The following is a 22,718-nucleotide window of genomic DNA, read 5'->3' as shown; positions in this document are numbered from 1 at the left end:
ACGACCATGGACACCCTCCGCGCCATCGCCCTGATGGTGCTTGGCATGGCGTTGCTGGCTCTCAGCGACGCCTTCATCAAGCTGTCGACGCTGCAGGCGCCCTCCGGTCAGGTCATGATGGCCATCGGGCTCGGCGGCTGCTGCGTCTTCCTGATCCTCGCCCGGCTCAAGAAGCTGCCGCTGCGCCGCGCCGATGCGCTGCATCCGCGCGTGCTTTTGCGCAACCTCTTCGAAATGGTCGGCGGGCTCGGGATGATCGTCGGCCTGACCTACATCCCGCTCTCGGTGATGGCGGCGATCATGCAGACCGCGCCGCTGGCGGTGACACTGGGCGCGGCGCTGTTCCTTGGCGAGACGGTCGGCTGGCGCCGCTGGACGGCGATAGGTGTCGGTCTTGTCGGCATGCTCATGGTGATCCGCCCCTTCGGCGCGGAATTCACCGGCTGGGAGATCTTCGCCGTCGTCGGTGTGATCGGCCTTGCCGCGCGGGATCTGGTGACCCGCACGTTGCCCGCCGCGCTGCCTTCGATCGTCGTCTCGGCCTGGGGCATGGTGTCGATCGCGCCCGTGGGCCTCGTGCTGCTGATCGTCTCGGGCCGCGCCCCGGACTTCACCCTGCCCGCCGTGGCGCCGATGCTGGCCGCCGTGGCCGTCACCGCGGCCGGCTATCTCGCGGTGACCAACGCCATGCGCATGGCCGAGGTCGCGGCGGTCTCGCCCTTCCGCTACACCCGGCTGATCTTTACCGCGAGCCTTGGCATGCTGATCTTCGGCGAGCGCCCCGACGGCTGGACCTTCGCCGGCGCCGCACTCATCCTCGCCGCCGGGCTCTACACCTTCGTGCGCGAGCACCGTCTGGCCCGCGCCCGGCAGAGGGACGTCACCCGGGGGCTCTGAGCCCCCGGCGTTCGCCTCATCCCCCCACGACCTCGATCCCCGGCGCCCTGACGCTGTTGGCCGCGTCCACCGAGACCGTCTCGCGGGTGCGCGGCAGCGCCTCGGGCATCTCGCGCTGGATCCAGGTGATCAGCTTCTCGCGGATCTCGCAGCGCAGGTCATAGGTGCGCGGCGCGTTGCGCGCCGAGGCGAGGATGCGGATCTCCATCACACGCTCGCGGAAGTCGTTCACCTGCAGATGGCACACGTTGCCGTCCCAAAGTTCGCTCTCACGGCAGATCTCGGTCATCTTTTCGCGGATCCGACCGATGTCGGCGCAATGGTCGAGATAAAGCAGCACCCCGCCGATCAGCGACGATCCGTCCCGCGTCCAGTTCTGGAACGGCTGCTCGATGAAATAGCTCAAGGGCACGATCAGCCGCCGCCAGTCCCAGATCTTTATGACCACGTAGGTGCCGGTGATCTCCTCGATCCAGCCCCATTCGCCTTCGACGATCACCGCGTCGTCGATGCGGATCGGCTGGGTGATGGCAAGCTGGATGCCGGCGATCAGGTTCTTCAGCACCGGCTGGAACGCAAAGCCCACCACGATGCCCGCCGCCCCCGCCGAGGCCAGAAGCGACACGCCCCACTGGCGGACCCCCGGAAAGGTCATCAGGATCGCCGAAATGGTGACGATGAGGATCAGCCAGCCGGTCAGACGCACCAGGATGCGGCTCTGCGTGACGTGCTTGCGCGCCAGGAAGTTGTCCTCGGCATCGAGCGAGAATTTCCGAAGCCGCACCGTCGTCCAGATGTGCAGCGCGGTGTGCACCACCCAGGCCACCAGCACGATGAAGGCGATCAGCAGCGCATGTTGCGCGAGGTCGCGCCACGTCGCATCGAGCGGCGCCACTGCCACGCCGATCGCGAGGAAGAACACCACGAGCCCCATGCGCAGCGGACGGCGGGTGCGCGACACGAGGCTGCGCCAGAAGAGCTCGCGCTTCTCCACCATCCGCGTCAGCAGGCCGAAGACCAGCCGGAAGGCCAGCACCCCGACCAGAAAGGCAACGCCCAGCACCGCCGTGGGCATCACCCAACCCGGCAACACCGGAATGATCGCCTCGACCGTCTCCGAAAAATTCGCCACCTGCTGTTCGAGCTGGTCAAGCTCGGAGATCTCGGCCACCTGCTGGCCGATCTGGCTGAGTTCGTCGTCCATGCATCACGTCCGCGCGGCGCCGTCCTCCCCTCGGCACCCCTCTCGCGGCCTTTCCTGCTGATCATTGCCTATGCGTCTGCAGCAAAAACCTAGAGGCCATTTCCCCGGGGGCAAAAACAATCCTGCAAGCCCATGGAGTTGTTAGCGCAACCCCATGGGAACAGGCTATGTTAGCGTTACCGTCATTGTTTACATCTGCCCAACCCCTGCTATAGCTCATCGCGAACCCATTCCTTTGCGAGGGACCCATGAGCATCATCATCGACATTCACGCCCGCGAGATCCTCGACAGCCGGGGCAACCCCACCGTCGAAGTCGACGTCACGCTGGAAGACGGCACCATGGGCCGCGCCGCCGTGCCCTCGGGCGCCTCGACCGGCGTGCACGAGGCCGTGGAAAAGCGCGACGGCGACAAGGCGCGCTACATGGGCAAGGGCGTGCTCGAGGCGGTGGCGGCGGTCAACGGCGAGATCGCCGAAACCATCGTCGGCTTTGACGCCACCGAGCAGCAGGCCATCGACATGGCGATGATCGAGCTCGACGGCACCGACAACAAGGGCCGGCTCGGCGCCAACGCGATCCTCGGCGTGTCGCTCGCCGTGGCCAAGGCGGCGGCAGAGTTCACCGGCCAGCCGCTCTATCGCTACGTCGGGGGCACCTCGGCGCGCGTCCTGCCGGTACCGATGATGAACATCATCAATGGCGGCGAGCATGCCGACAACCCTATCGACATCCAGGAATTCATGATCATGCCGGTCTCGGCGACCAGCATTGGCGAAGCCGTGCGCATGGGCTCCGAGATCTTCCACACGCTGAAGAAGGAACTCTCGGCGGCGGGCATGTCGACCGGTCTTGGCGATGAGGGCGGCTTTGCGCCCGAGCTGGCCTCGACCAAGGACGCGCTCGACTTCATCCTGAAATCCATCGAGAAGGCCGGCTACAAGCCCGGCGAGGACATCTACCTCGCGCTCGACTGCGCCTCGACCGAATACTTCAAGGACGGCAAGTATGAGATGAAGGGCGAAGGCCTCTCGCTCAGCTCCGCCGAGAACGTCGACTACCTTGCCAAGCTCTGCGAAGACTACCCGATCATCTCGATCGAGGACGGCTGCGCCGAGGATGACTGGGAAGGCTGGAAGCTGCTGACCGAGAAACTCGGCGCATCGGTCCAGCTGGTCGGCGACGATCTCTTCGTCACCAACCCCGAGCGCCTTGCCATGGGCATCGAGCAGGGCGTGGCCAACTCCATGCTGGTGAAGGTCAACCAGATCGGCACCCTGTCCGAAACGCTGAAGGCCGTCGATATGGCTCACCGCGCGCGTTACACCAACGTGATGTCGCACCGCTCGGGCGAGACCGAGGATGCCACCATCGCCGACCTCGCTGTCGCCACCAACTGCGGCCAGATCAAGACCGGCTCGCTGGCCCGCTCGGACCGGCTCGCCAAGTACAACCAGCTGATCCGCATCGAGGAAATGCTGGGCGAGGCCGCCGAATACGCCGGCCGCTCGATCCTCAAGCGCTGATTTCGGACCACCAAGAATGGCGAAGGGCGGGGAATTTCCCCGCCCTTTTTCTATGGGCCGCCGCCTTGCGCTTCTTCGCCTAGCAAACACGCCCCGTCACGGCGGCACCGGGAGCGTGCCCCGGATCAACTGCTCTCGGAAGACCGGGTCAGGACGCGCTCTTTTCCTCGACCGCCTCTGCCAGCGCCTCGGCGCGCGCGGCAAGCTCGGCCATGGCCTCGGTCAGGCTGCGCGGGATCACCGGCACCTCGACGCGCTCGGCCTCGGGCGGCGGGGCATCGCGCAAGGCGCGCACCTCGGCGGCCATGGCGGCCATGCGCTCCTCCGCTTCGCGCAGCCGGTCCTCGGTCTCGCGCAGGCGATCCTCGAGGCCGGCGGTCTTGTCTGCCAGCATCAGCCCGGCCATCAGCAGCATGCGCGCCTCGGGCATGCGGCCGATCTGACCGACCAGCACCTGCGCCTCGGTGTCCAGCATGCGTGCGGCGGCCTGGAGATATTGCTCTTCGCCCTCCTGGCAGGCGACCTCGAAGAGGCGGCCGCCGATCGGGATCTCGACTTCGATCTGCGACATCACAGCTCCTCCGGATTGGTCGCGGCGGCCAGCACCGGGGTCAGCCCCGCCAGCAGCGCCCGCGCCTCGGCTTCCTCGACACCGCGCGCGGCGCGCAGCGAGTCGAGCTCGGCCAGCATGGCCTGGTTGACCAGATGCGGCTCGCCGATGCCCGCCTCGAGCGCGGCGCGCATCTCGGTCTGTGACCGCATCAGCATGTCATTGGCCTGGCGCAGCCGCTGCAACTCGCCGTCGAGCGCCGCAAGGGCCTCCTGCTGCTCGGCGAGCTGTGCCGCCAGCGCCTCGGCTCCGGCAGCGCCTTCCGGCGGATTTTCCAGCTGCGCGTGCAGTTGCCGCACCCGCTCCTCGAGCTGGGAGTTGGCCATGCGCTCCTCTTCCAGGGCGGTGGCAATCTCGCTCTCCGCGCCGCCCTCCGCGGCCGACCGTGCCGGCCCCAGCGCCTCGACTCCCGTCGAGATGCGGTCGAGCGCGCGCGTGATCCTGGAGTGCAACTCGTCGATCTGGCTCATCCTGCGTCCCTTATTCCTTGCCTCTTTCCGAGTGTCATCTGTTCCGCGTGCCTTTCGGGCCGTCCTTGCGGCATCGCCCATGGCGGCCCGCATCCGGGTGTTGCCGACCTATACCAAAGAGTCTGGAAAGGCGAATCAATGCGCCCCCGTTCGGGGAAAGGATAACAAGCGGGCCCGGAAAATGCGCGCCATATGTTCCAAGGCCTTAGGGCGCGTGCTTCATCCTGCGCATGACAAGTTCCGGCCACTGCGCTTGAACTTATCCGTAGCGCTGCTATTGAGCCCGATGACAGGCTTCCGGCAAGAGGACAAAGCCCCGTGGACATTTCTGCACTCAAAGCCAAGAACCCCGACCACTGGACCCGCGCCTGCGCCATCCGCGCGCTGACGCTGGACGCGGTCACGGCTGCAAATTCCGGCCACTCCGGCATGCCCATCGGCATGGCCGACGTGGCCACAGTGCTTTACTCCAAGCACCTGAAGTTCGACGCCAAGAACCCGACCTGGGCGGACCGCGACCGGTTCATCCTCTCGGCTGGCCATGGCTCGATGCTGCTTTATTCGCTGCTCTATCTCGCAGGTGACGAACAGATCACCCTCGATGAGGTGAAGAACTTCCGCCAGTGGGGCGCCCGCACCGCCGGCCACCCCGAGAACTTCCACGCCGACGCCATCGAGACCACCACCGGTCCGCTCGGCCAGGGCATCGCCACCGCCGTCGGCTTCGCCATGGGCGAAGAGATCCTGCGTGCCCGCTTCGGCAAGAAGGTCGTGGATCACCACACCTATGTCATCGCCGGCGACGGCTGCCTGATGGAGGGCGTGAGCCAGGAGGCGATCACCCTCGCCGGCCGCTACAGCCTCGGCAAGCTCGTGGTCTTCTGGGACAACAACGGCATCACCATCGACGGCAAGGTCGAACTGTCGGACAAGACCGACCAAGTTGGCCGCTTCCGCTCGGCTGGCTGGGAAGTCATCGAGATCGACGGCCATGATCCCGAGGCGATCGACGCGGCCATCACCGCGGCAAAGAAGAGTGCCCAGCCGACGATGATCGCCTGCAAGACGCATATCGCGCTTGGCCACGCCGCGCAGGACACCTCCAAGGGTCACGGCGCGCTGACCAACGCCGAGCAGAACACCGCGGCGAAAGAGAACTGGGGCTGGGCCTATGGCCCGTTCGAAGTGCCCGCCGAGGTGAAGAGCTGGTGGGAAGAGGTCGGCAGCCGCGGCGCAGCCGATCGCGCCGAGTGGGAAGAGCGCTTTGCCGCCCTGTCGGACAGCCGCCAGAAGGAATTCACCCGCCAGCAAAACGGCGACGCGCCGAAGAAGCTCTCGGCGGTGATCCGCGCGCTGAAGAAGCAGGTCTCGGAAGAAGGGCCTAAGGTCGCCACCCGCAAAAGCTCGGAGATGGTGCTCGAGGTGGTCAACCCGATCATGCCCGAGACCGTGGGCGGCTCGGCCGACCTCACCGGCTCGAACAACACCAAGACCGGTGACCTCGGTGTCTTCGACGTGGATAGCCGCAAAGGCCGCTACGTCTACTGGGGCATCCGCGAGCACGGCATGGCCGCGGCGATGAACGGCATGGCGCTGCACGGCGGCCTGCGCCCCTATGGCGGCACTTTCATGGCCTTCACCGATTACGCGCGCCCGGCGATGCGCCTCGCCGCGCTGATGCAGATCCCGACGGTCTTCGTGATGACCCACGATTCCATCGGCCTCGGCGAGGATGGCCCGACGCACCAGCCGGTCGAGCACCTGGCAATCAGCCGCGCGACGCCGAACACGCTGGTGTTCCGCCCCGCGGACACCGTCGAGACCGCGGAAGCCTGGGAAGTGGCGCTGACGCAGAAAGGCACCCCTTCGGTGCTGTCGCTGACCCGTCAGAACCTGCCGACCGTGCGCCGCGAGCACAAGACGAACAACCTGACCTCGAAGGGCGCCTATGTGCTCGCCGAGGCAGAGGGCAAGCGCCAGGTGATCCTGATCGCCACCGGCTCGGAGGTCGAGATCGCGCTCGCCGCGCGCGACGCGCTGCAGGCCGAGGGCATCGGCACCCGCGTCGTCTCCATGCCCTGCATGGAGCTCTTCGCGCAGCAGGACGAGGCCTACCGCAAGCGCGTTCTGCCGGCCGGCCCGGTCCGCGTCGGCATCGAGGCGGCAACCCGTCTCGGCGGCTGGGACCGCTGGCTGCTCGGCGAACGCGGCCGCGAAGCGAAACAGGCGTTTGTCGGCATGGACAGCTTTGGCGCCTCGGCTCCGGCAGAGGTACTTTACGAGAAGTTCGGCATCACTGCGGAGAACGTGGTCGGACAGGCCAAGGGGCTGCTCTGATCCAGGCGCAGCGAGGGGCGCTGCCCCTCGCCCCTAGGGCTCACCCCCGGCGTATTCGTAAAGACAAGACATAAAAAGGGCGCCTCTCGCGGGGCGCCCTTTTTCGGTGACTGACCTAGGTGACCGGGGCGGCGCTCAGTGCGCCGCCTTTTTGCTGCTGCCGAAGAGCGGCAGAACCAGCTTGGTGATGATCGGCACGAGGATCATCCCCCAGATCACGCCGAGCACCGCGTCGCAGGCCGCCGTGACGATCCACAGCGCCGCCGGTTGCAGGTTTTCGGGGACCAAATGTGCCGCGCTTTCGGCGAGGTGGTGGATCGTCTCCTCGGGCATGTGCCAGCCCATCTGCGCCAGCGAATGCACAAGGATCGAGCCGCCGACCCAGAGCATCGCCACGGTACCGACGGTCGACAGCAGCCACATGACAATCGGCATACCCTTGACGATGCCGCGCCCGAGCGCCCGTGTGGCGCCAAGGCGGCCGACGCGGGTGAGCCAGAGGCCGATGTCGTCCATCTTCACGATCAGCGCCACCGCGCCATAGACCAATGCGGTGATGCCGACGCCGACCAGTCCGAGCGCGACTGCCTTGATCCAGACCTCGGTAACCTCGATGGCCGAAAGAGAGATGGTCATGATCTCGGCCGAGAGAATGAAGTCCGTCTTGATCGCCCCCTTAACCTTTTGCTCTTCGAGGTGCACCGGGTCGCCCTTCTCGACCTGCTTTTCCGGATTGGTCTTCTCATGTCCGGGCTTCAGGACGTGCAGAACCTTTTCGGCTCCCTCGAAGCACAGGAATGACCCGCCGGCGATCAGCAGCGGCGGCAGCAGCCAAGGCGCGAAACTCGACAACAGCAGGGCCAGCGGAAGCAGGATCACCACCTTGTTGAACACCGAGCTGCGGGCGATGCGCCAGATGATCGGCAGTTCACGCTTCGGCTCGAAGCCGGCCACGTATTTAGGTGTCACCGCGGCGTCGTCGATCACCACGCCCGCGGCCTTGGAGCCGGCCTTTGCGGCGCTGGCCGATATGTCATCGACCGAGGCCGCCGCGATCTTGGCGATTCCCGCCACGTCGTCGAGAAGCGCGAGAAGTCCGCTCATGTTCTGCTCCGTGTTGTTTGCGACCAAAAGTAATCCGGCGGCGCCATTGTGCAAGCGCGCGGCTGCCGCGAGGGCACTGCCCAAGCTTATGCGCTACCAGTTCGCCATGTTAGCGCCCGCAGCGTAGTTTATCGCTAACATACTGCAATTCCTCTATTTTTCGCGTTGCTGCGACGGCACACCTCTGTATACGAGTAAGAAAGTTATCCCACTTCCTCCCCTTTCCTGACCAGGAGACCGCTCCATGACCGTGACCGTCGGCATCAATGGATTCGGCCGCATTGGCCGCTGCACCCTCGCCCATATCGCCGAGAGCGCGCGCAACGACGTGCAGGTGGTGAAGATCAACGCCACCGGCCCGCTCGAGACCGCCGCCCACCTGCTGCGCTACGACAGCGTGCATGGCCGCTTCGGCGGCGAGGTGCGGGTCAACGGCACCACGATGGACATCGGTCGTGGCCCGATGGAGGTCATGTCGACCTACGACATGAAAGAGCTGGACTGGACCGGCTGCGACGTCGTTCTGGAATGCACCGGCAACTTCAACGACGGCGAGAAGGCCGTGCAGCACATTCACCAGGGCGCCAAGTCGGTGCTGATCTCGGCCCCTGCAAAGAACGTGCAGAAGACCATCGTCTACGGCGTGAACCACCGCGATCTGGAAAAGGGTCACACGATGATCTCCAACGGCTCGTGCACCACCAATGCGCTGGCACCGCTGGCCAAGGTGCTCGACGAGGCGATCGGCATCGAGAGCGGGATCATGACCACGATCCACTCCTACACCGGCGATCAGCCGACGCTGGACCGCCGCCACAAGGACCTCTATCGCGCCCGTGCCGCCGCCATGGCGATGATCCCCACCTCCACCGGGGCCGCCAAGGCGCTCGGCGAGGTGCTGCCGAACCTCAAGGGCAAGCTCGACGGCTCGTCCATCCGGGTGCCGACGCCGAACGTCTCGGCCGTGGACCTGACCTTCCAGGCCGGCAAGGACGTGACCGTCGCCGACGTCAACGAGATCATCCGCGAGGCCGCAGGCGGCCGCATGGGATCGGTTCTGGCTTATGATCCCGAGCCCAAGGTCTCGATCGATTTCAACCACACGACGCACAGCTCGATTTTCGCGCCGGACCAGACCAAGGTCATCGGCCGCACCGTCCGCGTGCTGGCCTGGTACGACAACGAATGGGGTTTTTCGGCCCGCATGGCGGATGTCGCCGCGGTGCTTGGACGCACCCTGCACTGATCCGCGAAAACCGATCCCGCGCGCGGAACTTTCGGGTCCAGCGGTAATAACAAAGGGCGGCCGATCTGGCCGCCCTTTTGCATGTCAGCTCGTACTTTCGGGCGACGCGCCTAGACCTTGCGCAGCGCCAGCACCGCGTTCAGTCCACCAAAGGCAAACGCGTTCGACAGCACCACCGAAACATCTGCCTCGCGCGCCTCGTTGGGCACCACGTCGAGCGCGCATTCGGCGTCGAATTCCTCGTGATTGATGGTGGGCGCAATCACCCCGTCACGCAGCGCCATGATGCAGGCCAAAAGCTCGACGGCGCCGGTGCCGCCGATGCAATGGCCATGCATCGATTTGGTCGAGGAGATCATCAGACGGTCGGCCTGCGGCCCCATGGCATCGGCCACGGCGGCGCATTCGGTCTTGTCGTTGGCGGCGGTGCCGGTGCCATGGGCGTTGATGTAGCCCACCTCGTCGCGATCGATCCTGCCGTCGCGCAGCGCGCCCGAGATCGCCCGGGCCGCGCCCTGCTTGCTGGGCATGACGATATCGGCCGCGTCCGAGGTCATGGCGAAGCCGACCACCTCGGCGAGGATGTCGGCGCCGCGCGCTTTGGCATGGTCATACTCCTCGAAGACGTAGACCCCCGCGCCCTCGCCCTGCACCATGCCATTGCGGTTGGCCGAGAACGGGCGGCAGGCATCCTTGGACATGACCCGCAGCCCTTCCCAGGCCTTCACTCCACCGAAGCAGAGCATCGACTCGGATCCCCCGGTGATCATCGCCGGGCAGGCGCCCGAGCGGACCATCTGGAAGGCAAGCCCCATCGCGTGGTTCGAACTGGCGCAGGCGGTGGCGACGGTGAAGGTCGGGCCGCGCAGGTTGAACTCCATGCTGACATGGCTGGCGGCGGCGTTGTTCATCAACTTGGGCACGACAAAGGGGTGGACGCGGTTCTTCCCCTCCTCGTAGACCGAGCGGTAATTCTCGTCCTGCGTGGTGAGCCCCCCGCCCGAGGTGCCCAGCACCACGCCCGAACGGTCCGCCATGTCGCCGTGGAATTCGAGCCCCGACTGCGCGATGGCCTCGCGCGCCGCGATCAGTGCGAACTGCGTGAAGCGGTCGTAGAGCGCAAGCTGCTGGCGGTTGAAGGTGTCTTCCGGCTCGTAGCCCTTGACCTGCCCGCCGATGCGGATGGCCAAGCGCTCGACGTCCCGGAAGTCCAGTTCCCCGATGCCGCAGCGCCCCTCGCGCATGGCTTCGAAAGTCGCAGGCACCCCGCGCCCGAGCGCGTTGATGGTGCCTGCCCCGGTAATGACGACCCGTTTCACGCGGTCTGCTCGGCCACCAGCTTTTCGATCCCGGCGACGATGCTCGCCACCGAGGAGATGTCGAAATCGCTCTGTTCGGGCTCGTTGGCGTTGAACGGAACCGAGATATCGAAGGCTTCCTCGATGGCGAAGATGCTCTCGACGAGACCAAGGCTGTCGATCCCCAGATCCTCGAGCGTGCTGTCCATTGTCACGTCCGAAGGTTCGAGCACGGCCTGCTCGGCGATGATCTCGATGACCTTGTCTTTTACAGTCATGTGCGGCGCTCCCTTTGTCGTCGCAGCGTCAGTGTCAGCGTCGGCTTACTCATTCCCCATGAGCTTGGAAACAGATTTCTTGAGTTCGGCGACATCCTTGAAGAGCCGTGGCAATCTGCGCAGCCCCTTGTAAGTCTCGACGTGTGTTTCCATTTTCATCGCCGGGTAGCCAAGCATGACGCGGCCTGCGGGGATGTTCGACAGCACCTTGGTGCCGCCGCCGGTGATCACGTTGTCGCCGATGAAGATATTGTCCGACACACCCGTCTGCCCGGCGAGCACGACGTTGCTGCCGATCTTGGTCGAGCCGGCGATGCCGCAGCAGCCGCAGATCAACGTGTTGTCTCCGACCACCACGTTGTGGCCGATCATCACGAGGTTGTCGATCTTAGTGCCATTGCCGATGCGGGTGTCGCGCACCGAGCCGCGATCGACGGTGGCATTGGCGCCGACCTCGCAGTCATCACCGATGGTGACCGCGCCGAGCGAGTGGATGCGCGCCCATTGCTGTGCCTGCTGGGTGCCTTCCTCGCCAAGGCTGGCGCGGGCCTTCTCCACGCCCGAGACCTCGGGGGTCACGTAGCTGAAGCCGTCGCCGCCGATCGCGCAGTTGAACTGGCCGAAGAAGCGTTTGCCGATGGTGCAGCGCGCGCCGATGCGCACGCCCGAGTGGATCACCGCGTCCTCGCCGAGGGTGGCGTCTTCGCCGATGAAGACCTGCGGCCCGATCACCGAGCGCGCACCGATCTTCACCCGCGCGCCGATCACCGTGTAGGGACCGACGGACACGCCCTCGCCAAGCTCGGCGCTCGGGTCGACAAGCGCGGTCGGATGGATGCCCTCGCCATAGCCATTGCCACGGTCGAGCATCGCCGAAAGGCCCGAGAGCGCGTGGCGCGGGCGCGGCGCGAGAATCGCCGCCTTGAGCCCCATGGACTGCCAGTCAGCGCCTTCCCAGAGCATGGCGGCGCGCGCCTGGCCCTCGCCGATCTGGGCGGCAAACTCGGGTTTCATCGCCAGCGCCAACTGGTCCTCGCCGGCCTGCGCCGGTTCGGCCACCGAGGTGATGCGGATTTCGAGGTCGCCCTCTGCCGGCAGACCAAGCGCGGCGGCGATCTGGGCAATGCTGTGGGTGTGTACGGTGCTGTCTAGGGACATTGGGTCCTCCGGGATGCTCTCCCCGAGGATTTAACTCGGCCCGCCCGCCAGTACCACCCCTGCGGCACTCAGCGCATCCCAGATCCGCGCGTCCCGGCCGTAAACATCGGCGCGATATTCCATCTCGCCCTTCACCGTGGTGAAGGCGGTCCGGTAGATCAGGTGCACCGGCACCGGCTGGTCGAGGTTCACCCGCGTCTCGCGCCCGGTCCCGAGCTTCGACTGGAAGAACCTCACCGGATCCGAGGTCTGCGGCGCCAGCAGCGCATAGGCGAAGTCATGCGGGTCGCTCAGGCGGACGCAGCCGTGCGAGAAGGTGCGCTGGGTGCGGTCGAACAGGGATTTCGACGGCGTGTCATGCAAGTAGATATTGTACTTGTTGGGGAACATGAATTTCACCGTCCCCAGCGCGTTACGCGGCCCCGGCGGCTGGCGCATGGCGAAGGGGAAGCTCGACGCGGTGTATTGCGAGAACCCGTTGGCTCGGTTCACCGGCCGACCCTGACGGTCGGTGATCTCGAGATGGCCCGCGGCACCGGGGTTGTTGCGCAGCAGCGGCAGATATTCTTTGACCACGATCGAGCGCGGCACGTACCACGACGGGTTGATCACCATGAATTCCATCTTGTCCGAGAATTCCGGCGTGCGCCGGTCATCCTCGGGCGAGCCGACCACCGAGCGCGTCTCGAAGGTGACCTTGCCGTCATCGACGATCTCGGCATGGAAATCGGTAAGATTGACCATGATGTGCCGCTTGCCGAGCCCCTCGGGCAGGTTCAGCCAGCGCTCGCGCTCCATCGCCACGAGAACCGATTTCAGCCGGTCCTCGGCAGAGATGTTGAGCTGGCTGAGCGTGCTCGACCCGGCAACGCCGTCCACCGCCAGCCCGTGACTCCCTTGGAAGCGCATCACGGCGCTGCGCAGCGTGTCGTCATATTCGGCCGAGAGCGTCGGTTCGAGATAGCCCATGGCGATCAGCCGGTCGCGCAGCACAATCACATCGCCACCCCGCTGGCCCAGTTCGAGCTTGGCGGTGCGCACGGTCGGCCCCCAGCCACCGCGGGAGACGATCTTTTCGAGCTTCAGCTTGGCGCGCAGCAGACGGGCGTATTCATCCGAGGACGGCGCAAGGTGTTGCAGCACCTGGTGCGGATCGCTCGCCGCCAGCACCTCGAGCAGGATCTTCGGGTCGCGCCGCGGCGCGTCGCGCTTGATGCCGCTGTCGGCGTCATGCGGGTTGAGGATGCCGCTCTGCAGATCGTGGGCGTATTGCAGGAAGGCGCGGCTGATCTCGACCTCGAGCTCGCCGCGGGCGCGCTCGCCCTCGACATGGCGCATCTTGCGGATCAGACCGTCGAGATCGTAGCGCTGCGTGGGAAGCCCGTGCACCGAGGCCGTGCCGAGCGCCTCGATCAACGCCGCCCGCCGCAGTGCCGCGGTGTCGTCCGGGCCGGTCCAGATCGGGGCGAAATCTCGCATCCGGTAGAACGCCGCGAGCCCCTCGTTGCCCGAGAGATTCTCGGCCACCGCCTGGCGGTAGGCGGTCATGGAAAGACCTTGGGTGACGTCCTGGCCAACCTGCTCCGAGAGCCCCTGCGACAGTTCCTGAGCGCCGGCGCGCCCCGCCGGCAGCGCGATCAGCGCCCCTGCCAGAACAAGGCCCACAAGACCGCTACCACGCCGGAGATTCCGCAATTTACCCATGTCGACCCGTAATATTCTGCATTCATGCCTATCGGCGATTTTCCGGTGCGGCGGTGGGGCTTGTCCACACACAATCGCGCGTGATCGGCGAGTTTTCCACCGTTGATACGCCAATGCACAGTCGGCGCCGAGGTTCCTTCTGGCCGGAACGTTGCTTCTCGGCGTCTGCGCAAAATTTCGCCGATTTTGCCGGGGAACCCACTAGGGGTAGCAAAATATCCTTCATCGATAAATTTTCCTGTGCCATAAAAGCCGCACATCTGGGGGAAAGATGGTAGGTCCGCCCAACGAGGCGGAACAAACAGGCACAGCGACTAAACGGGACAGGCGCTTCACATGACAGACAAAACAGCTAGCGGCATCTCGCGGCGTGGCCTTCTTGGCGCGTTCGCGGCAACTCTCGTCACGGCAGCACCCACTTACGCAAGCGCGGCAGGTTTCCTGCGCGGCGCGGGCGACGTGCGCCGCCTGCGGATGTACTCCGCCCGCACCGGCGAGACGCTCAACATGATCTACTGGATCGAAGGGGAGTACATCCCCGACGCGCTCAAGGAAATTTCCTACTTCATGCGCGACTGGCGCAGCAACGATGTGAAGAACATCGACGCACGCACCATCGACATCATGACGGCAGCCCACAACCTCATGGACGTGAGCGAACCCTACATGCTGATCTCGGGCTACCGCTGCCCGAAAACCAACGCGATGCTCCGGGCCCGGTCCTCGGGGGTTGCCAAGAACTCGCGTCACCTCAAGGGCGAAGCAGCCGACCTGCGGCTCAACTCGCGCTCGGTCAACCAGATGGCGCGCGCCGCGGCCTCGTGCAACGCGGGCGGCGTCGGCCGCTATTCCAGCTCGAACTTCGTGCACATGGATTGCGGCCCGGTGCGCAGCTGGGGCAGCTGAGCGGCTCTTTCGGTTCTTTTGTGTGACAGGGGCGCCCATGGGGCGCCCTTTGTCTTTCCGGAGGGTCCGGAGGCGGCTCTACCAAGGTATTTCCGCCTCGCGGCAATGGCTTACGCGGCACCCGAGCGCAAGGCACGCCATTCGTCGAGGGCGGCATTTTCCTCGGCGGGCGCCAAGTCTCGCGGCTCGGGCGAAGGGCGCGCGGCCCGCGCGAGGCTGGTCGCGATCTCGCGCTGAAAAGCCTGTCCCTTGGTCTGGTGGCGGGCGCCGAAGTAGAAGCTGACAACCGCGCCCAAGAGCCACCACAGCGGCTCGGGCACCAACGCCAGCCCCTGCATGCGCGCGGCAAACCACTCGGGGCTGGTCATGGCACTGCCGAGAAGACCCAGCGTGCCAAAGGCCATTGCCGGGCGCGGAAGACGGTTGAGCCCGTCCACCAGCCGGTCAAAACGGGAGGTGGCCGGGCGCCCGAATTCGCGGGCAAACTGCTCAAGCGCGGCGGCGCGCAACCCCGCGTCGCGCGCCGAGGCCGCCTCGGCGTTTTCCCGGAACACCTCGGCGGTCTCGCGGATCACGCTGCCGCCGGTGCCGGCGAGCGCGGCGAGAATCCGGTCGATCAGCCCCATGCCGCCACCCGGGCGCGAAACTGATCGTCGGTCAGGCGGAACCGCGGCGAGATGAAGGTCTCGGCGCGGCGGATCCAGCCCCCCTTGCCGCCCGCGCGGCTGCGGGCGAACTTGCGGCTCGCCGGGCGGCGGTCCGCCAGCGCGAAGTAGTAGTTCCGACGCGCGATCCCGTAGGCATCGGCGATATGGTCCGGTGCGGCAGCCATGGCCCGGCGGGCCGCCGCGACGGTTTGCGGGCCAATGACACCGTCTTCCTCAAGCGCCTCGCCCATCTCATTCAGCAGGCGTTGCAGCAGCTTCACCGCGCCGGCTCCGGCATTCACGTACATGTCGAAGACCGAGGGTTGCAGAACCTCTGGCAGCGCGTCGATGCGCGGCGCGTGGAAGTAGTCGCGCAGGAAGATGGTCGCGGCCTCGCTTTCGCCGAGCCGCCGCAGGTCCGCCCTGTCGACGTCGCCATCTCCGTCGAGGTCCCTCCCTAGCCGCCGCAGGGTGCCGAGCGTGACGCCGTGGTTCGTGGCGCCGCCCGGATCATCCGGATCATCAACATAGCCGCCTTCGCGCGCGACAATCTCCTGCGCCATGCGGCGCAGCTCTGGGGTTTCGGTCATCGTCGGCCTCCTGCTTCACCGATGGGTTCCCGGAGGCCCCATGGTCTGCCACAAGGGGTAAACGGAGTTTCATCAGAGCGTTCGGAGGGGCTGTGCAGGGCAATATGACAGCAGAAGAGATCATTGGGCTGCTCGGGCTCGTCCCCCACCCCGAGGGCGGGCACTATCGGCAAACCTGGATCGCCGGGGCCGACGATGGAACGCGCCCTGCCGGCACCTGCATCTATTTCCTGCTGGGGGGCGACGAGCGCAGCCACTGGCACCGGGTCGACGCGGTGGAGATCTGGCATTTCTACGCCGGGGCGCCGCTGGAGCTCTCGATGGCACAGACCGAGGCAGGCCCCAAGGAAGTTCACGCGCTCGGGCCGGACCTTGGCGCGGGTGCGCGGCCTCAGCTCATTGTGCCCGAGGGGCATTGGCAGGCGGCGCGCAGCCTCGGCGACTGGACGCTGGTCGGCTGCACCGTCTCGCCAGGCTTTCGCTTCGAGGGGTTCGAACTGGCCGCGCCGGGCTTCGACATCCCCTGAACGCAAAACGGCCGGGGCAAGACGCCCCGGCCGCATGGATGCTGGAAAAGAACCTTAGTTCATCGGGCCTTCGTCGATGTCTTCAAGTTCCATCAGCTGGTCCTTGGTCATGTTGGTCACGACCGAGTACTCGCCGTCATCGATCGGAACGAACTTGGCGTTATCGATCTCGAGCAGCACGTGCTTGTCACCGATGTCGAGGAAGCCGCCAACTTCGGCCACGATGCCGCGGAACGACCCGTCGGAGTTCAGCACGATGTCTTCGATCTCGCCGACGTTGTCCCAGTCTTCCGAGACGGTGTCGTAGGTCATGCCTTCATCCCAGTCCGACATGTCGCCATCCGCGTCGACCGCATAGACGGCACCGCCGGTGATGTCGCGGGTGCGGATCAGCCCGTCGGGCGAGCCGTTGAACATGTTTTCGGCCGAAGTAGCCATCTCGCCGGCTTCCTGCTTCATCTCGGCGCCAGCTTTGGCCATCTTGTCGCCAGCTGCGTCAAGTGCCTGCTCGCCTTCGGCCACGGCTTCGTTGGTTTCCTGAGCAACCGCGTCGCCGGTGTTCTCCATTGCCTGCTCAGCATTCTGCACGGCTGCGTCCGCGTTGTCCTTGGCAGCGTCCATACTGGTTTCCTGCGCGTAGGCAGCCGAACCGGCAACGAGGGCGATGAGGGCGGCGGTGGTGGTGAGACGTTTCATGGTAGCTCCTCCTTAGGGAAGTCGTCGTCTTGTCTGCCCTCTCAACACGCGGGGCGCGGTCGTGTTCCGACCGCGCCCCGATTTTAATTGCATTGATATCGTGGAACTTTTTCACATATCGCGTTGCGCGAATGCGACCAATCGCCGGGTCGAGCCATCCTTGCCCTCGGCGCTTTCCTTGCCCGAGACAATCGGCCCAAGCGCGGTCGCCAGTTCCTTGCCGAGCTCCACGCCCCACTGGTCGTAGGAGTTGATGTTGAGGATCACCCCCTCGACAAAGACACGGTGTTCGTAGAGCGCCACGATCATCCCGAGCGTGCGCGGATCGAGCAACGGATACACCAGCGTGGTCGAGGGGCGATTGCCCGGGAAGACCCTGTGCTTGGCCTGGCGCTCCAGCTCGGCGCCCTCGAACTTTCCGGCAACCTTGCCGCGCGCCTCGTCAAGATCGCGTCCGCGCATCAGCGCCTCGGACTGGGCAAAGCAATTGGCCAGCAGCAGCTCATGGTGGTGGCGCAGCTTGGGCTCGTGGCTGCGCGCGCCGACCATGAACTCGCAGGGGATCACCCGCGTGCCCTGGTGGATGAGCTGGTAGAAGGCGTGCTGGCCATTGGTCCCGGGCTCGCCCCAGACCACCGGGCCACTGTCGAAGCCGAGGGTCTCGCCGTCCATCGCCACCGACTTGCCGTTGCTCTCCATCTCGAGCTGCTGCAGGTAGGCGGGCAGCCGGGCGAGCCGGTTCTCGTAGGGCAGCACGGCGCGGGTGGCATAGCCCAGCACCTGATTGTGCCACATGCCGACGAGGGCCAGCAGCACCGGCATGTTCGCCTCGAGCGGGGCCGAGCGGAAATGCGTGTCCATCGCCTGCCCGCCCTCGAGGAACGCGCGGAAGTTCTCCGGGCCGATGGCGATCATCATCGACAGGCCGATCGGCCCCCACATGGAATAGCGCCCGCCAACCCAATCCTCGAAGCCAAAGACGCGGCTCGCCGGGATGCCCCACTCGCCCGCCTTCTCGGCATTGGACGAGAGCGCGACGAACTTGCCCTCGGTGCTCACGCCCTTCGCTTCGAGCCAGTCCCAGGCGGTGCGCGCGTTGGTCATGGTCTCGATGGTGGTGAACGTCTTGGAGGCGATGACGAAGAGTGTCGTCTCGGGATCGCAGAGCTTCAGCGCATCGGCGATATCCGCCCCGTCGACGTTGGAAACGAAGTGGCAGCGCGGGCCGTCGTGATAGGGTGCGAGCGCGATGGTGCCCATCTTGGGGCCAAGATCCGAGCCGCCGATTCCGATGTTCACCACGTCGGTGATCTTCGAGCCGCGCACCTCGGCGGCCAGCGCCTCCATGCGCGACAGCGTGTCCAGCACCTCGGGCATCACGTCGGCGCCGTCCACCTCGACCGGCGTTCCCGCAAGGTTGCGCAGCGCGGTGTGCAGCACCGCCCTGCCCTCGGTCTCGTTGATCTTGGCGCCGCCGAACATGGCCTCGCGCCGCGCCTCGACGTCGGCGCCGCGCGCCACGGCCAGCAGCGCCTGCAGCACCTCGGCGTCGACCTGCGTCTTGGAGTAGTCGAAGAGCATCCCCTCGGCCTCGACCGAGAAAGTCTCTGCCCGCGCGGCATCCTCGGCGAAGAGCGTGTCGATGCGCCGGCCTTCACGTGCAGCCGCGAGGCGTTTCAGGTCATCCCACATGGAGGTACGTCCCCTGTTGATCCGTTCCGTCTGATAGCGTCACTCGGCCCAGTGCACCACCGCCTGATCGAGCACCGCATTGATCGGCGCCTCCTCGGGCGGCAGACCCTTGGCCTTTTCCAGCGCAGCCCGCTTTTCTGCCCCGAAGATGAGCACGTGCTTGTTCAGGGCCCCGCCCAGAACCGGCGCGGTCAGGGTGATCCGCGGCTCGGGCGCACCGGGCGCGCGCATCGGCAAGAGGATCGGCGCTTCCGGCGACAGCGCCTCGGCCAGCCGGTCGGCGCCGGGGAAGATCGAGGCGGTGTGCAGATCGGCGCCCATGCCCAGCAGCACCACACCGAGCGGCAGCGAGGGGCGTATCGCCTCGGCCAGTTCCTCGAGCTTCTCCTCGGGGGTCTCGGCCTCGGCGTAGAGCGGCAGCAGCCGTGCCGCCGCAGCCTTGCCGGTCAGCAGACGCTCGCGCAGCAGTCGGGTGTTCGACCGTTCCGAGGTCTCGGGCACCCAACGCTCGTCGCCAAGCAGCACGTCGACCCGGTCCCAGTCGAGCGACGTCGCGCTGAGGCTGTCGAAGATCGGCCCGGGCGATGTGCCACCGGGCACCGCGAGAGACACGCGCTTGGAATGGTCGAGCTGTGCGCGCAGCTCTCCGGCGATCATGTTGGCAAGGTCGATCGCCAGCATCTCGCGGTCGGGGTAGTCGCGGAACTCGTAGCTCATGTCTTGATCCCCCGCCAGCGGCGGCCGTCCCTGTTGATCAGGAAAGCGGCATCGTCCGGCCCGGTGCTCCCCGCATCATAGGGCTTGGGGTGATCGCCGCGGCGTTCCCAGCCCTCGATCAGCGGATCGGTCCAGGCCCAGGCGGCCTCGACCTCGTCGCCGCGCATGAACAGCGTCTGGTTGCCGCGGATTACGTCCATGATCAGCCGCTCGTAGGCATCGGGCGCATCTGCGGCATCCGGCCCCAGCGCATCGGCAAAGGACATGTCGAGCGGCACGTCGACAAGACGCATGCCGCCCGGCCCCGGCTCCTTGATGGTGACGCCCAGCGTCATGCCTTCGTTCGGCTGCAGGCGGATCGACAGCATGTTGCGATGCCGCCCGGCGTCCATGCCGAAGATCGAATGCGGCGCGTCCTTGAACACCACGGCGATCTCGGAGGCCTGCGCCGAGAGCCTTTTACCCGTGCGCAGATAAAACGGGGTATTTGCCCATCGCCAGTTGGAAATGTAGCATTTCATCGCGATGAAGCTCTCGGTCCGCGATGCCTGGTTTTCGACGTCCTCGCGGTAGGAGTTCACCTCGCCGTCCGAGGTGTACTGGCCGCGCACGATGCTGTCGGGATCAACCGGGTCGAGCGCGCGGATCACCTTGAGCTTCTCGTCGCGGACCGCGTCGGGCTCGAAGCGCGCCGGCGGCTCCATGGCGATAAGGCAGAGCAGCTGCATCAGGTGGTTCTGCACCATGTCCCGCATCGCGCCGGACTTGTCGTAGTAGCTGCCGCGCCCGCCGACGCCGACGGTTTCGGCCACCGTGATCTGGATGTGGTCGACATATTGCGCATTCCACAGCGGCTCGAACAGCATATTGCCGAAGCGCACCGCCATCAGGTTCTGCACCGTCTCCTTCCCGAGGTAGTGGTCGATCCGGTAGATCTGTTTTTCGTCGAAGTGCCGGGCCAGCTCGGCGTTGAGCGCGCGGGCGGATTCGAGATTGTGGCCAAAGGGCTTCTCGACGACGATCCGCGCGTCGGGATTGGTCAGCCCGTGGCTGCGCAGTTGCTCGGCAAGATCGCCGAAGAGGCTCGGCCCGACCGAGAAGTAGAAGGCCCGCACAATCCCATCGTCGTCGCGCAGAGCCTCTTTCAGCTCGGACCAGCCGCTTTCGCCGCGGGCGTCCACGGCGACATAGCCCAGCAGTTCGAGAAACTCACCGAGCGACGTATCATCGCATTTGGCCTTGCCGAACTCGAGGATCGCCTCGCGCACCATGTCGCGGTATTCGTCCACCGAGATCTCGGAGCGCGCAGCGCCGATCACCCGCGAGCCCTCAGGCATCTGCCCCGAGCAGTAGCGGCGATAAAGGCCGGGCAGGATCTTGCGGCGCGCAAGATCGCCGGTGCCTCCGAAAATGACCAGGTCGAAAGGATCGACGGGAATGACGCGGGAAACCATCTAGGGCCTGTCTCCGATTCTCATATTACGTCGGTTAGCGCTAACCGAGCCCTGCCTACCGCATTGCTGCGCGCGAGTCTAACATCCTGCGGCAGCGCGGCAATGCCAGGGGGAAAGATAAACCGCACCGGTAACCATTTGCCGAAGGCCGACGGATCGCTTGAACCGGCGGGGCGCCCGTGCGACGCAAGGGCAGAACAAAACGACAGCAACAAGACCACGCCTTGGGCGCGGGGAAAAAATCGGGGCGGGCCATGGCACGACGCATCATCATCGACACGGACCCCGGGCAGGATGACGCGGTTGCCATCCTTCTGGCCCTTGCCTCACCCGAACTCGAAGTGCTGGGGATCACCGCCGTTGCGGGCAACGTGCCGCTGCCCCTGACCTCGCGCAATACCCGCATGGTCTGCGAACTGGCCGGCCGCACCGACATCCCCGTCTTCGCCGGCTGCGACGTCCCGCTGGAACGCAAGCTGGTGACCGCCGAGCACGTGCACGGCAAGACCGGTCTCGATGGCCCCGAGCTGCCCGCGCCGGTCATGCCGCTGCAGGAGCGCCACGCGGTCGACTTCCTCATCGACACGCTGCGCGCCGAGCCCTCGGGCACGGTCACGCTCTGCCCGCTCGGCCCGCTCACCAATATTGCCACCGCCTTCCGCCGCGCCCCCGACATTGTCGAGCGCGTGCAGGAAATCGTCCTGATGGGCGGTGCCTATTTCGAGGTCGGCAACTACACCCCCGCCGCAGAGTTCAACATCTACGTCGATCCCGAGGCCGCCGCCGAGGTCTTCGGCTCGGGCGTCCCGCTGGTGGTCATGCCGCTCGACGTGACTCACAAGGCGCTGGTGACCAAGCCGCGCAACGACGCGATCCGCGCGCTCGGCACGCCGGTGGGCAAGGCCGTGGCAGAGATGACCGACTTCTTCGAGCGCTTCGATCTGGAGAAATACGGCTCCGAAGGCGCGCCGCTGCACGATCCCTGCGTCACCGCCTATCTTCTGGCTCCCGAGATCTTTTCGGGCCGGCACATCAACGTCGAGATCGAGACCGTTTCCGAGCTGACCCTCGGCATGACGGTGGCCGACTGGTGGGGGGTTTCGGGCCGCGCGCCCAACGCCACCTTCATCGGCGATCTGGATGCCGACGCCTTCTTCACCCTGCTCACCGAAAGGCTGGCCAAGCTATGAAATCCCTGCACCTCGCCGGTTCCGACGATCTCGAACGGCTGCTGCCCATGGTCGCCAGCTTCCAGGCAGAGCGCGGCACCGAGCCCGACGAGGCCCGGGTCACCGCAGCGCTGACACCGCTGCTCGAGGGCGCGCCGCAGGGCGCCGCCTGGCTCATCGGCCCGCGCAAGGCGCCGGTCGGATACGTGGTGGTCAGCTTTGGCTGGTCGGTGGAAAGCGGCGGCATGACCGGCACGATCGACCAGCTCTACATCCGCCCCGCGGTGCGCAGCCGCGGCATGGGCAGCGAGGCGCTGTTCCAGCTCACCCAGGCGCTGCGGCAGGGCGGCATCACCGCCCTGCAGATGGAGGTCGACCGCGAGGACGAACACCTGCAGCGCTTCTGCCGCCGCGCCCGCCTGCAGGACCGCGGCGCCGCGCTGATGCGCTGCGCGCTCTGAGAGCCGCGCCCGAACCGCCGCTCTCTC

The 22,718-nt window shown here is 66.1% G+C and carries 22 protein-coding genes; 8 read left to right on the top strand and 14 right to left on the bottom strand.

What is annotated here, in order from left to right:
- Positions 1–6 precede the first annotated feature (6 nt).
- Positions 7–897 (top strand): DMT family transporter, encoded by an 891-nt coding sequence (locus G0Q01_RS06630; RefSeq protein ID WP_164213125.1) that lies wholly within the window; start codon positions 7–9, stop codon positions 895–897.
- A gap of 16 nt (positions 898–913) precedes the next feature.
- Here G0Q01_RS06630 and G0Q01_RS06625 read toward each other — a convergent pair whose 3' ends face one another.
- Positions 914–2,101 (bottom strand): mechanosensitive ion channel family protein, encoded by a 1,188-nt coding sequence (locus G0Q01_RS06625; protein ID WP_164213124.1) that lies wholly within the window; start codon positions 2,099–2,101, stop codon positions 914–916.
- Between the two features lie 248 nt (positions 2,102–2,349).
- Between G0Q01_RS06625 and eno the strand changes: the two genes are divergently transcribed.
- Positions 2,350–3,627 carry a phosphopyruvate hydratase gene (gene eno, locus G0Q01_RS06620; RefSeq protein ID WP_164196471.1) on the top strand — a complete coding sequence of 426 codons (1,278 nt, stop codon included), beginning with the start codon at positions 2,350–2,352 and terminating at the stop codon, positions 3,625–3,627.
- A 148-nt stretch (positions 3,628–3,775) separates the two neighbouring features.
- Here the strand turns inward: eno and G0Q01_RS06615 are convergent, their stop codons facing one another.
- Both G0Q01_RS06615 and G0Q01_RS06610 read right to left on the bottom strand, forming a co-directional pair.
- The gene (locus G0Q01_RS06615) at positions 3,776–4,198 is read right to left on the bottom strand and encodes a cell division protein ZapA (protein ID WP_164196472.1); all 423 of its coding nucleotides are present in this window, start codon (positions 4,196–4,198) and stop codon (positions 3,776–3,778) included.
- Positions 4,198–4,707 carry a hypothetical protein gene (locus tag G0Q01_RS06610; RefSeq protein WP_164196473.1) on the bottom strand — a complete coding sequence of 170 codons (510 nt, stop codon included), beginning with the start codon at positions 4,705–4,707 and terminating at the stop codon, positions 4,198–4,200. Before G0Q01_RS06610 ends, G0Q01_RS06615 begins: the two co-directional genes overlap by 1 nt.
- A gap of 318 nt (positions 4,708–5,025) precedes the next feature.
- Between G0Q01_RS06610 and tkt the strand changes: the two genes are divergently transcribed.
- The gene (gene tkt / locus G0Q01_RS06605; RefSeq protein ID WP_164213123.1) at positions 5,026–7,044 is read left to right on the top strand and encodes a transketolase; all 2,019 of its coding nucleotides are present in this window, start codon (positions 5,026–5,028) and stop codon (positions 7,042–7,044) included.
- A gap of 135 nt (positions 7,045–7,179) precedes the next feature.
- Here tkt and G0Q01_RS06600 read toward each other — a convergent pair whose 3' ends face one another.
- Positions 7,180–8,148, bottom strand: coding sequence for a DUF808 domain-containing protein (locus G0Q01_RS06600; protein ID WP_164196475.1), 969 nt, complete (start codon positions 8,146–8,148; stop codon positions 7,180–7,182).
- Between the two features lie 244 nt (positions 8,149–8,392).
- Between G0Q01_RS06600 and gap the strand changes: the two genes are divergently transcribed.
- Positions 8,393–9,394: a type I glyceraldehyde-3-phosphate dehydrogenase gene (gap, locus tag G0Q01_RS06595; protein WP_164196476.1), complete on the top strand. Its 1,002-nt coding sequence runs from the start codon at positions 8,393–8,395 to the stop codon at positions 9,392–9,394.
- 110 nt (positions 9,395–9,504) lie between these two features.
- Here gap and G0Q01_RS06590 read toward each other — a convergent pair whose 3' ends face one another.
- Genes G0Q01_RS06590 through G0Q01_RS06575 form a run of 4 tightly spaced genes read right to left on the bottom strand, consistent with a single transcriptional unit; the run spans position 9,505 to position 13,832 of the window.
- Positions 9,505–10,713, bottom strand: a complete 1,209-nt coding sequence (locus tag G0Q01_RS06590) for a beta-ketoacyl-[acyl-carrier-protein] synthase family protein (RefSeq protein ID WP_164196477.1) — start codon at positions 10,711–10,713, stop codon at positions 9,505–9,507.
- The gene (locus G0Q01_RS06585) at positions 10,710–10,970 is read right to left on the bottom strand and encodes an acyl carrier protein (RefSeq protein WP_164196478.1); all 261 of its coding nucleotides are present in this window, start codon (positions 10,968–10,970) and stop codon (positions 10,710–10,712) included. The genes G0Q01_RS06590 and G0Q01_RS06585 overlap by 4 nt, the downstream gene beginning before the upstream one ends.
- A 45-nt stretch (positions 10,971–11,015) precedes the next feature.
- Positions 11,016–12,128 carry a UDP-3-O-(3-hydroxymyristoyl)glucosamine N-acyltransferase gene (locus tag G0Q01_RS06580; protein ID WP_164196479.1) on the bottom strand — a complete coding sequence of 371 codons (1,113 nt, stop codon included), beginning with the start codon at positions 12,126–12,128 and terminating at the stop codon, positions 11,016–11,018.
- 30 nt (positions 12,129–12,158) lie between these two features.
- Positions 12,159–13,832, bottom strand: a complete 1,674-nt coding sequence (locus G0Q01_RS06575; protein ID WP_164196480.1) for a L,D-transpeptidase family protein — start codon at positions 13,830–13,832, stop codon at positions 12,159–12,161.
- Between the two features lie 336 nt (positions 13,833–14,168).
- Between G0Q01_RS06575 and G0Q01_RS06570 the strand changes: the two genes are divergently transcribed.
- On the top strand, positions 14,169–14,738 hold the full coding sequence (locus G0Q01_RS06570; RefSeq protein ID WP_108965394.1) for a DUF882 domain-containing protein: 570 nt from the start codon (positions 14,169–14,171) through the stop codon (positions 14,736–14,738).
- A gap of 110 nt (positions 14,739–14,848) precedes the next feature.
- Here the strand turns inward: G0Q01_RS06570 and G0Q01_RS06565 are convergent, their stop codons facing one another.
- Positions 14,849–15,364 carry a holin family protein gene (locus tag G0Q01_RS06565; RefSeq protein WP_164196481.1) on the bottom strand — a complete coding sequence of 172 codons (516 nt, stop codon included), beginning with the start codon at positions 15,362–15,364 and terminating at the stop codon, positions 14,849–14,851.
- Positions 15,355–15,975 carry a holin-associated N-acetylmuramidase gene (locus G0Q01_RS06560; protein ID WP_164196482.1) on the bottom strand — a complete coding sequence of 207 codons (621 nt, stop codon included), beginning with the start codon at positions 15,973–15,975 and terminating at the stop codon, positions 15,355–15,357. The genes G0Q01_RS06565 and G0Q01_RS06560 overlap by 10 nt, the downstream gene beginning before the upstream one ends.
- Positions 15,976–16,079: 104 nt before the next feature.
- On the opposite strand from G0Q01_RS06560, the gene G0Q01_RS06555 reads away from it, so the two are divergent.
- The gene (locus G0Q01_RS06555; RefSeq protein ID WP_164196483.1) at positions 16,080–16,502 is read left to right on the top strand and encodes a cupin domain-containing protein; all 423 of its coding nucleotides are present in this window, start codon (positions 16,080–16,082) and stop codon (positions 16,500–16,502) included.
- A 54-nt stretch (positions 16,503–16,556) separates the two neighbouring features.
- On the opposite strand, the gene G0Q01_RS06550 is transcribed toward G0Q01_RS06555, so the two are convergent.
- The 4 genes from G0Q01_RS06550 to zwf form a co-directional block, all read right to left on the bottom strand.
- On the bottom strand, positions 16,557–17,198 hold the full coding sequence (locus tag G0Q01_RS06550; RefSeq protein WP_164196484.1) for a PRC-barrel domain-containing protein: 642 nt from the start codon (positions 17,196–17,198) through the stop codon (positions 16,557–16,559).
- Between the two features lie 111 nt (positions 17,199–17,309).
- The gene (gene pgi / locus G0Q01_RS06545; protein WP_370457287.1) at positions 17,310–18,911 is read right to left on the bottom strand and encodes a glucose-6-phosphate isomerase; all 1,602 of its coding nucleotides are present in this window, start codon (positions 18,909–18,911) and stop codon (positions 17,310–17,312) included.
- A gap of 18 nt (positions 18,912–18,929) precedes the next feature.
- Complete coding sequence (pgl, locus tag G0Q01_RS06540) at positions 18,930–19,607, bottom strand: 6-phosphogluconolactonase (protein ID WP_164196486.1); 678 nt, start codon at positions 19,605–19,607, stop codon at positions 18,930–18,932.
- On the bottom strand, positions 19,604–21,061 hold the full coding sequence (gene zwf, locus G0Q01_RS06535) for a glucose-6-phosphate dehydrogenase (protein WP_164196487.1): 1,458 nt from the start codon (positions 21,059–21,061) through the stop codon (positions 19,604–19,606). Before zwf ends, pgl begins: the two co-directional genes overlap by 4 nt.
- Positions 21,062–21,315: 254 nt before the next feature.
- On the opposite strand from zwf, the gene G0Q01_RS06530 reads away from it, so the two are divergent.
- Both G0Q01_RS06530 and G0Q01_RS06525 read left to right on the top strand, forming a co-directional pair.
- Entirely contained in the window at positions 21,316–22,251 is a 936-nt protein-coding gene (locus G0Q01_RS06530; RefSeq protein WP_164196488.1) for a nucleoside hydrolase, read from the top strand.
- A complete protein-coding gene (locus tag G0Q01_RS06525; protein WP_164196489.1) occupies positions 22,248–22,691 on the top strand; it encodes a GNAT family N-acetyltransferase in 444 nt (147 codons plus the stop codon). The genes G0Q01_RS06530 and G0Q01_RS06525 overlap by 4 nt, the downstream gene beginning before the upstream one ends.
- Positions 22,692–22,718 lie beyond the last annotated feature (27 nt).

It is taken from the genome of Salipiger sp. PrR007 (assembly GCF_010499845.1).
Taxonomy (GTDB): domain Bacteria; phylum Pseudomonadota; class Alphaproteobacteria; order Rhodobacterales; family Rhodobacteraceae; genus Salipiger; species Salipiger pacificus_A.
The sequence above is the reverse complement of the archived record's forward strand: the minus strand, read 5'-3'. Positions and strand labels throughout refer to the sequence as shown.

Bases quoted from the DNA above. Each gene is read 5' to 3' on its own strand.
- G0Q01_RS06630 (WP_164213125.1), top strand. From the start codon at position 7: ATGGACACCCTCCGCGCCATCGCCCTGATGGTGCTTGGCATGGCGTTG.
- G0Q01_RS06625 (WP_164213124.1), bottom strand. From the start codon at position 2,101: ATGGACGACGAACTCAGCCAGATCGGCCAGCAGGTGGCCGAGATCTCC.
- eno (WP_164196471.1), top strand. From the start codon at position 2,350: ATGAGCATCATCATCGACATTCACGCCCGCGAGATCCTCGACAGCCGG.
- G0Q01_RS06615 (WP_164196472.1), bottom strand. From the start codon at position 4,198: ATGTCGCAGATCGAAGTCGAGATCCCGATCGGCGGCCGCCTCTTCGAG.
- G0Q01_RS06610 (WP_164196473.1), bottom strand. From the start codon at position 4,707: ATGAGCCAGATCGACGAGTTGCACTCCAGGATCACGCGCGCGCTCGAC.
- G0Q01_RS06600 (WP_164196475.1), bottom strand. From the start codon at position 8,148: ATGAGCGGACTTCTCGCGCTTCTCGACGACGTGGCGGGAATCGCCAAG.
- gap (WP_164196476.1), top strand. From the start codon at position 8,393: ATGACCGTGACCGTCGGCATCAATGGATTCGGCCGCATTGGCCGCTGC.
- G0Q01_RS06585 (WP_164196478.1), bottom strand. From the start codon at position 10,970: ATGACTGTAAAAGACAAGGTCATCGAGATCATCGCCGAGCAGGCCGTG.
- G0Q01_RS06580 (WP_164196479.1), bottom strand. From the start codon at position 12,128: ATGTCCCTAGACAGCACCGTACACACCCACAGCATTGCCCAGATCGCC.
- G0Q01_RS06575 (WP_164196480.1), bottom strand. From the start codon at position 13,832: ATGGGTAAATTGCGGAATCTCCGGCGTGGTAGCGGTCTTGTGGGCCTT.
- G0Q01_RS06570 (WP_108965394.1), top strand. From the start codon at position 14,169: ATGACAGACAAAACAGCTAGCGGCATCTCGCGGCGTGGCCTTCTTGGC.
- G0Q01_RS06565 (WP_164196481.1), bottom strand. From the start codon at position 15,364: ATGGGGCTGATCGACCGGATTCTCGCCGCGCTCGCCGGCACCGGCGGC.
- G0Q01_RS06560 (WP_164196482.1), bottom strand. From the start codon at position 15,975: ATGACCGAAACCCCAGAGCTGCGCCGCATGGCGCAGGAGATTGTCGCG.
- G0Q01_RS06555 (WP_164196483.1), top strand. From the start codon at position 16,080: ATGACAGCAGAAGAGATCATTGGGCTGCTCGGGCTCGTCCCCCACCCC.
- G0Q01_RS06550 (WP_164196484.1), bottom strand. From the start codon at position 17,198: ATGAAACGTCTCACCACCACCGCCGCCCTCATCGCCCTCGTTGCCGGT.
- pgl (WP_164196486.1), bottom strand. From the start codon at position 19,607: ATGAGCTACGAGTTCCGCGACTACCCCGACCGCGAGATGCTGGCGATC.
- zwf (WP_164196487.1), bottom strand. From the start codon at position 21,061: ATGGTTTCCCGCGTCATTCCCGTCGATCCTTTCGACCTGGTCATTTTC.
- G0Q01_RS06530 (WP_164196488.1), top strand. From the start codon at position 21,316: ATGGCACGACGCATCATCATCGACACGGACCCCGGGCAGGATGACGCG.
- G0Q01_RS06525 (WP_164196489.1), top strand. From the start codon at position 22,248: ATGAAATCCCTGCACCTCGCCGGTTCCGACGATCTCGAACGGCTGCTG.